7 protein-coding genes are annotated in these 8,212 nt (G+C 45.5%); 4 read left to right on the top strand and 3 right to left on the bottom strand.

The genetic code is table 11. The features are described from left to right. The first annotated feature begins 447 nt into the window (after positions 1 to 447). From QZ135_RS23880 to QZ135_RS23865, 4 genes are all read left to right on the top strand, one after another. The gene (locus tag QZ135_RS23880) at positions 448 to 1,788 is read left to right on the top strand and encodes an MATE family efflux transporter (RefSeq protein WP_294615493.1); all 1,341 of its coding nucleotides are present in this window, start codon (positions 448 to 450) and stop codon (positions 1,786 to 1,788) included. Between the two features lie 72 nt (positions 1,789 to 1,860). Continuing rightward, positions 1,861 to 2,445 (top strand): Crp/Fnr family transcriptional regulator, encoded by a 585-nt coding sequence (locus QZ135_RS23875; protein ID WP_294615491.1) that lies wholly within the window; start codon positions 1,861 to 1,863, stop codon positions 2,443 to 2,445. Between the two features lie 64 nt (positions 2,446 to 2,509). Continuing rightward, a complete protein-coding gene (locus QZ135_RS23870) occupies positions 2,510 to 3,142 on the top strand; it encodes a YiiX/YebB-like N1pC/P60 family cysteine hydrolase (protein WP_294615489.1) in 633 nt (210 codons plus the stop codon). A gap of 30 nt (positions 3,143 to 3,172) precedes the next feature. Then, positions 3,173 to 3,580 carry a DUF4878 domain-containing protein gene (locus QZ135_RS23865; RefSeq protein ID WP_294615487.1) on the top strand — a complete coding sequence of 136 codons (408 nt, stop codon included), beginning with the start codon at positions 3,173 to 3,175 and terminating at the stop codon, positions 3,578 to 3,580. An 80-nt stretch (positions 3,581 to 3,660) separates the two neighbouring features. Here QZ135_RS23865 and QZ135_RS23860 read toward each other — a convergent pair whose 3' ends face one another. The 3 genes from QZ135_RS23860 to QZ135_RS23850 form a co-directional block, all read right to left on the bottom strand. Continuing rightward, positions 3,661 to 4,422, bottom strand: coding sequence for a creatininase family protein (locus QZ135_RS23860; protein WP_294615486.1), 762 nt, complete (start codon positions 4,420 to 4,422; stop codon positions 3,661 to 3,663). Positions 4,423 to 4,536: 114 nt separating this feature from the next. Beyond that, entirely contained in the window at positions 4,537 to 5,409 is an 873-nt protein-coding gene (locus tag QZ135_RS23855) for a helix-turn-helix domain-containing protein (RefSeq protein WP_294615484.1), read from the bottom strand. Positions 5,410 to 5,688: 279 nt separating this feature from the next. Further along, the gene (locus QZ135_RS23850) at positions 5,689 to 8,010 is read right to left on the bottom strand and encodes a TonB-dependent receptor (RefSeq protein ID WP_294615482.1); all 2,322 of its coding nucleotides are present in this window, start codon (positions 8,008 to 8,010) and stop codon (positions 5,689 to 5,691) included. Between the last annotated feature and the right edge of the window lie 202 nt (positions 8,011 to 8,212).

The following is an 8,212-nucleotide window of genomic DNA, read 5'->3' as shown; positions in this document are numbered from 1 at the left end:
CCCCCGGTACAGTTACCCGTACGTCAGTTTAGCAAACTGGTGGTTTCAGCCACTCACCCACACTTCCTTAAACCTGCATTGTTTCTCAAATGCGGTGCAAATGTATGGGAAACTTTTGGACTATGCAAATCTTTCCACCATATTTTTTTCTGACTTTTTTCACAAAAAGATGTAATAGGCTAAAAGTCAAAAGATAATAGGAACAAAAAATATTCAGGTATTAGATTTTAGGACTGAACTTGACACTGCATAACTAAAAATGAAGAATGAAAAATGAAGAATGAAGAATTTGGCTGCGCTATGCAAGCATGCCGCCAGGTAATTCTTCATTCTTCATTTTTCATTCTTCATTAAATTATCATTTATTTGACCCACATCAATTCCCTCTTCCCACTCTTTCCGTACCTTTGCGCGATTTTTTATCACCGAGTTTCAAACACATACGAAATGATACATCAGGAAAACTTAAAAAAGCGGCTTGCAAAGCTCGCTGCCCCCATCTTTATAGAAACCTTGCTCATCATGATGCTGGGCGCGGTGGATACCATTATGCTAAGTCGACACTCCGACAGTAGCGTTGCCGCAGTGGGGGTAGTCAACCAGATTATCATGCTCACGTTCCTCGTATTCGAAGTCATCAATCTTGGCACTTCTGTGCTCTGTTCGCAATACCTCGGTGCACGACTGCAGAAGAAGGTGGTGCAGGTAGTGGGCGTTTCGCTGGCGGTAAACGTGGTAGTCGGCGCTTCCGTAAGCCTTCTCCTTTTCTCCCTTGCCGGGCCTATCCTCCGCCTCATGGGACTGACTCCGGAGCTAATGACAGACGGCATGGACTATATGCGCATCGTGGGTGCTTTCGCCTTTTTCCAAGCCATCTCCCTCACCCTTTCCGCCTCCCTGCGCAGTGCCAACAAGGCCATTTACCCGATGCTGGTAACGGTTGTCGTCAATATCCTTAATATCATAGGCAACTATTCCCTCATCTTCGGCCGCTTCGGTTTCCCCGAACTGGGCGTGGAAGGAGCTGCCATCTCCACCGCTTTCAGCCGTGGTGTATCTATGATTCTACTGTTCATCATCCTTTTCCGCAAACATATCCACCGCTTCCCACTCGCTTATTTCCGACCGTTCCCGTGGATAGAGCTGAAAAACCTGATGAAGATAGGGCTCCCCTCTGCCGGCGAACAACTCTCCTACAGTTCTTCACAAGTAGTGATTACCTTCTTCATCAACATGCTCGGAGTCGAAGCGCTCGCCACCCGCACCTATTGCGTCAACATCATCATGTTTGCCTACCTGTTCAGCATCTCCATGGCGCAAGGGGGAGCCATTTGCATCGGACACCTCATTGGAGAAAAGAAACCACACGCCGCCTTCCTCATGGGTAAGTATGTGATGAAGAAATCCGTAATGATTACTGTCATCCTCTCCACTATTCTCGCTATCTTTGGAAACACCATCTTCCATTGGCTGACTTCCAATGAAGAAATTATCCGGTTGGGCACCACCATCCTCATTATCGATGTCGTTCTCGAAATCGGACGTCCCATCAACATCTTCGCCACCAATGCCCTGCGTGCCGCCGGAGACGTTACTTATCCCTTCTACGTCGGTCTGATAGTTCAGTGGAGCGTCGCCGTTGGCCTGGGATACATTTTCGGTATTCCGTTGGAATGGGGAATCTGCGGTATGTGGGTTGCCTTCCTGCTGGACGAGAATATCCGGGGAGCTATCTTCGTGCGCCGTTGGTATAGCATGAAGTGGACAACAAAGGGGTTTATCACTTAATAACTTTTGATTTAAATCAAATCTTTTATACCTTTGTGCCCGGAAACGAGTTACAAATACCAGCGAACAATTATGGATATACTATTAAGAGAGACAGTCAATGCTACTGTGAACTCCCGTTATCCGGGCATGGCACCTGAAGGCAGAAAACTGATAGAAGAAATTCTGGTCCGCAAAGAGCTGGAAAAGGGTGAACTCTTATTCAAAGAAGGACAAGTCTGTCATCATATAGCCTTTGTGGGCAAAGGCATGATGCGTCAGTTCTATTACAAAAACGGCAAGGATGTCACCGAACACTTTTCCTACGAAGGTTGCATCATTATCTGTATAGAGAGCACCCTGAAGCAAGAACCTACCCGCCTGATGGCAGAGGCACTGGAACCTTGCACAGTCTACCTTCTCCCCTACGACAAGTTCATGAACTTAACTGAAATCTCCTGGGAAATCAATATGTTCTATCGCAAGATACTGGAGTATTCGCTCATTGTATCCCAGGTAAAGGCTGACTCCTGGCGGTTTGAAACAGCACGCGAACGCTACAATATGCTGATGCACACCCACCCGGAAGTCATCAAGCGGGCGCCATTGTCACATATCGCATCTTATTTGCTGATGACACCCGAAACCCTCAGCCGCGTACGCGCAGGGATATTGTAGAAAATGCGATGAAAAACACTTAAAATACATGTAACAGTGCAAATAAAGTTATATATTTGTATTGATGGAGAGGAAGACACACGTATTGCTACTGAAAATAATGTTGATATTGGCACTTACACTGGCCGGATGCCAGGCAAGTTCTGACAAAGAAACGCCATCGGTGCAACTGCCGCAAGCATTGTTCCGGGATGGAGACATTGCTTTCAGAAGAGGAACAGGAATTGCCAGCAGAGTGGTATTGGCAGCAGACCGGGAAGGAAATTATTCGCACACCGGCATCCTCAAGAAGCAGAAAGGGAAATGGTACGTGATACATGCCGTGCCCGGTGAACCGGACTTCAAGGATGACCCCGACCGTGTAAAGATGGAACCCATAGAGACATTTTTCAAGAAGAGAAAAGTCGTTAACGGAGCAATTATGCGTGTGCAGGAGGATTCCATAGCTGCATGCCGGGCGGCAGTTCATGCCGAACACCTTTACAATGCGCGTGTGCTATTCGACCATGATTATGACCTGACAGATACTACCCAAATGTATTGCACGGAGTTTATCGACTTCGTGTACAAGAAGGAAGGAATAGATTTGTCCGAAGGACGTATCAGCCACGTGAATATCCCCGGATTCAGAGGAGATTATCTCCTACCTAATGATATTGCACAGAGCAAGCGCCTCTGTTTGATATACTATTTTTAAGTACACATTAATCACTTTAAAAAAAAGCGTATGAAAAAAGTATTTTATTTTAGTCTGATGGTGATGACTATGTTTGTGATGGCAGCTTGCTCCTCTTCAAGTGGTCCGGGAGATTCGATGAAGAAGTATTGCAACGATCTTATCAAAGGTAACTATGAGAAGTTTGTAGACGGCATTGCTTTAGGTGAAAACGTAACAAGCGATGAGCTGAAAAAGCAAAAGGACGGGCTCGTTGCCATGATGAGGGATAAAGTCTCCAAAGAATATGAAAAAATGGGCGGGCTGAAAAGCATAGAGATTCTGTCGGAAGAAATTTCGGAGGATGGAAATACAGCAACCGTGAAGATAAAACAAACCTACGGAAACGGAGAAACGCAAGAGGGTACACAATCGATGGTGAAAAGAGATGGTAAATGGCTGATGTCAATAGATAAGTAAGCTTTTCATCTCAGTATAAGCAACCGGGCGGTTCGATCAGGAAAGAAGTTTCCGACCAGACCGCCCGGCTTTTATTTCATTTAATAGAGTTCGTTCTGTCCTACTTCTGTAAAAAGTCTGGCAAGTTTCTCTATCACCGGTTTCACATAGCGCTCACCTTTATCGGCCGAAGCTTTCTTGGGATTTCCTACGCCACTATCCACAGTAGCTTTATCCCAATGGCGCGGTGCCCATCCCACCTTTTCGTTCAGGGAAGGAATGGCAAAAGGCTTGGAATCTCCATCTCCCGCTTCATTCAGGTTTACCAGTTCCGGGTGATAATACATCATTACGGATGTTTCCTGCTCACCGGCATGGTCGTCTATCTCCGCCTCGAAATAGCCTTTTGTGGGAACAAGGCTGAACCAGTCAGAGGCAATAATCATGAAATCGGGATAGGCAAAGGCAAGGTCACGTATCATACCTTTGAAGTTATTGCCGCCATGTCCACTGATAATAATCAGTTTGCGCATTCCCTGGGCATAGAGGGAGGCGACGATGTCCTCCAGAATAGCCTGTTGGGTGGAGTAACGGGTATGTATACAGAAAGGAAGTTCACGCTGTCCGGGATTGTGTGCACCAAAGCCTACGGGCGGCATCACCATGCAGCGGACACCGGAACGCTCCAACGCCAATGTAGCGGCATCCACAGCAATGTCATGGGGCAAAATACAATCAGTGAGATACGGAAGATGCAGATTATGGGGCTCCGTCGCACCCCAAGGAAGTATGACAACATCATACTTCACATCCTTCACTTTTCCATAACAGGAAACAGTAAGGTCAATTTCTCTTTTTTCCATGTTTTATTTATTTGGGGGTATATTTCAAATATTAATTATTAAATATTAGGTATTAAGGCTGCGCTATCACACTGCAAAATTAATATTTAATAGTTAATAATTAATAGTTAACGCTTATTGTTTGCGGTATTCTTTCGGAGACATTCCGGTGTGGTGCTTGAAATATTTGCCAAAGAAAGATTGATTGGCAAAATGAAGTTCATCGGATATTTCCTGAATACTCATCTCGGAAGACTTCAACAAAGCTTTGGCTTCCAGAATGACAAGGCTGTCTATCCACTCTCCGGCTGTCTTTCCGCTAACTTCTTTCACGGCGGTAGAGAGATGTTTGGCGGTCAGGAACATCTTGTCGGCATAATAGGCAACACTGCGTTCCACTTTATACGATTCGGAGATGGCACGGATAAAACGCTCAAAAAGATCTTCTTTCCGGGTTTTCGTCTTCCGCACTGCCGGTTCATTTCCCTGATAAATGCCATATATTTCATAAAACAGAGAAAGTATCAACCCTTGCGTTATTTCTTTGCGGAAAGGATTGTCTTTCAATTTCACTTTCTTCTGAAGGAAAGAGTAGTATTCTTGCACGGCTTCCATTTCTTCCGGCTTGAGGCGAACACAAGGTTGCTCTTTAATCATAAAGAACAAAGGGAACAACTGTTGCACCGTGGGGAGCACATCATCAATGAACTGCCCGGAAACTACAATGAAAACACCGGTAAAATCGTCCGAACGTTCCACTTGCTGCAAAATCTGTTCGGGCAGGGTGACCACAAGAACGCCTTCGGTAAGTTCATGTTCTTTCAGGTTGATGCGTATCCGGCAGTGGCCTTTCAGGCAAAGCGTCAAGCAAGAGGCATTCAGGCGCGTAGGGTAACCGAACAAAGGGATGTCTCCTATATTATCGAATATGGCAAAATCATTTCCTATAAAATCCATTGCCGGAAAGCGGCGAATAGTTGCGATGTCTACGTTCTTTATATTTTTCATCTCCCTTTCTTATTTCTGTGGCAAACATAAGCAATATTTCCCTGAAAACCGTCCGAATTATCCTAAAAAAAGAAAAAGGGAACATTTACCATAAGAAAGGGCTTATGAAAATATGCTCTTGCAACAAATTCATAAGCCCTTGCGATAAAATTACAAGCCCTTGCAATATTAAATTTAGACCTTAAGTACACCACCCTAATAAACTTATAGTATCTGTCATCCTTCGACAAGCTCAGCATGACAGATACTATAGTGAAAGAAAGTATGAATCAATTATGCTCAATTACTTATCTTGAAGCCGATAAAGAAGGTACGCGGTTGTGTCGGTCCGTAGAAGTAACCGGAATCACGAAACTCGCCTTTATCAAGGTCTTTCTGGAAACTGTTGAATATGTTCTGCACACCGGCATTGAGTTGCAACTTGATGTGGTCGTGCAGAACAAACGTATAATTGAGTTTCAGATTGAGGTCGAAGAAGTCAGGGGTATTCTCCATACGGTCTTTCTCAATGTTGCAGAAAGCTCCTTCCGGTGCATCTACCGGTGCGTAGTGGGGAACAATCATCTTGCCGGTGTAGATGCCGGACAAAGAGAAGTCGAAGTTATTCAACGGTGCGGAGGAGAAAGTGAAATAACCGTAGTAATCCGGAGTACGCATCATACGCTTGGTAGTCAGTTCTTCATCATCTACTTCCGTCCATACTTCCGCCTCCGTATAGCGGCTACGTTGTGCTGTGAAACCTAACTGGAACTGCGCTTCCTTGCCATGGGCGATTTTAGCATCCAGATTAACACCGTACACACGTGCACCGCTACCATTGCGACGCTCTTTTATCTTATCTCCGTTCTCATCTTTTCCGATGTCTTCCAATACAAATACATGGCGCAGGTCAGTATAGAAACCTTCCAGCAAGATGTTTGCCTGCCAATGTCCCAAGTGTGTACTCCAGTCCACAGAACCACTGTAACTGTTGGAACGTTCTTCGCGCAGGTTGTCAGCCAGTTTAATCTGAACACCTTCACCACCTACAGCCGTCACGTGCAAATCCTCGTCATAAGCTTGCGGTGCACGGAAACCGGTGGAGTACGTCAGACGTGCCTGAAAATCCTCCGTAGGTTTATAGAGGAAGTTGATACGGGGACTGAAAATCAACTTATCAATCAGGTTATGCTTATCCAGACGGGCACCAACCAACATGGTAAGCTGACGCATTTTCCATTCATTCTGAACAAAGGCACTGGCTATGCGTACATCTTGTTTCATATCGCGATGATAACCGGTCATGACGTCGTGCAAAGAGTTATTCTGGTATTCCAGTCCACCGGTGAAGGTGGCCGGAGCAAAGAAACAGTTGTTCATATTGCCGACGTACATACCACCGGCAACCCAGGTCAGGTCATCGGTCTTGCCATAGGCATTCATGTCTTGCTGGGCACCATAATAACTGTTTCTGTCTGTGTGCTGCAGAGAACCATAGAGAGAAATCTTATGCTTATACTCACGCCAGAACAAGTCGTAGCTGGCACCACCACTATTGATGATATGTTTTGTCTGCTCTGTGATGTCCGACTCATGGGGCTGAAGGTCAAACTTATTGCCGCCACGGCGAAACTCATTGGTGGTGTGATACTCCAGATTGATACGGCTGAAATGCGTAGGACGGTAGTAAGCACGGAAGCCAAAAGTATTCATATTCAGTTTGCCAAGTTCGGAGAACCCATCACCATCTCGGTCGTAAGGATTACGGTTACGATAGCTTTCGTACAAGGCTATTCCATAGGAATTATCTTTTGCTACCAGAGAGACGTTACCGCCCATATATTGTTCCCATGACTGCCCGTCCATGCAAGAGAGCATGCTCGATACCTGAAAAGAGTTACTGATGGGATCTTTAGTGATAATATTGATAGTGCCGCCCACTGCATTTGCTCCGAACAAGGCAGAGCCACCGCCACGCACCACTTCTACCCGCTCTATCATGTTCACAGGCATCTGTTCCAGACCATACACACCGCTTAGGGCGCTGATGACAGGACGGCTGTTAATCAAAATCTGAGAATACGGACCTTCCAGTCCATTGATGCGCACCTGCGGGAAGCCACAGTTCTGGCAGTTATTCTCTACACGCAGACCGGACTGATAATTCAGTGTCTTCGCAAGGTCAGTGGAGTTCACCATCTCAAAAAGCTTGGCACTCATCACGTTTACAACTACCGGAGCTTCTTTCCGGCTCACCTCATTACGGTTGGCAGACACTACGACTTCATCGGTCATGAAGCTCTCTTCTGCCATCGGGAAGTGTACAACTGCAGTGAAATCCTTGCTGACAGTGACTTCTTTTTCTTGTGTTTTATACCCTACAGCCGATACGCGAAGCGTGTATTTCCCGACGGGAAGCTTGCGGAATTCAAACTGGCCTTCTTCATTAGAGACTGTTCCCTGACCGTTTTCTTTGATTAATATAGTTGCATAAGGTATGTTCTCTTCGGTTCCTTTCACTATCACGTGGCCGGAAATCATGTTGCCTTCCTTTATAGGATTCACAGCATAGAGGCTGATGCAAGCCATCGCAAGCACCAGCACAAGTATATATTTTTTCATTAATTTGCGCTCAAAAAGGTATGTAATTGAAATAATAAAAGAGAAAGAGAAATGATAATTTATCGCGCTTTGCGCGATAAGTGACAAGCTACAAGCTACGAGTGACAAGTGCCTTTCGGTGTGATAGCCGGCGCGAATAATTATTCACCCACGAGTACAGCGCAGCAACTCGTTACTGGTAGCTCGTAGCTCGTAACTTAAT

The organism is uncultured Bacteroides sp. (assembly GCF_905207245.1).
Lineage (GTDB): Bacteria > Bacteroidota > Bacteroidia > Bacteroidales > Bacteroidaceae > Bacteroides.
This window is presented reverse-complemented; position numbering and strand designations above follow the sequence as displayed.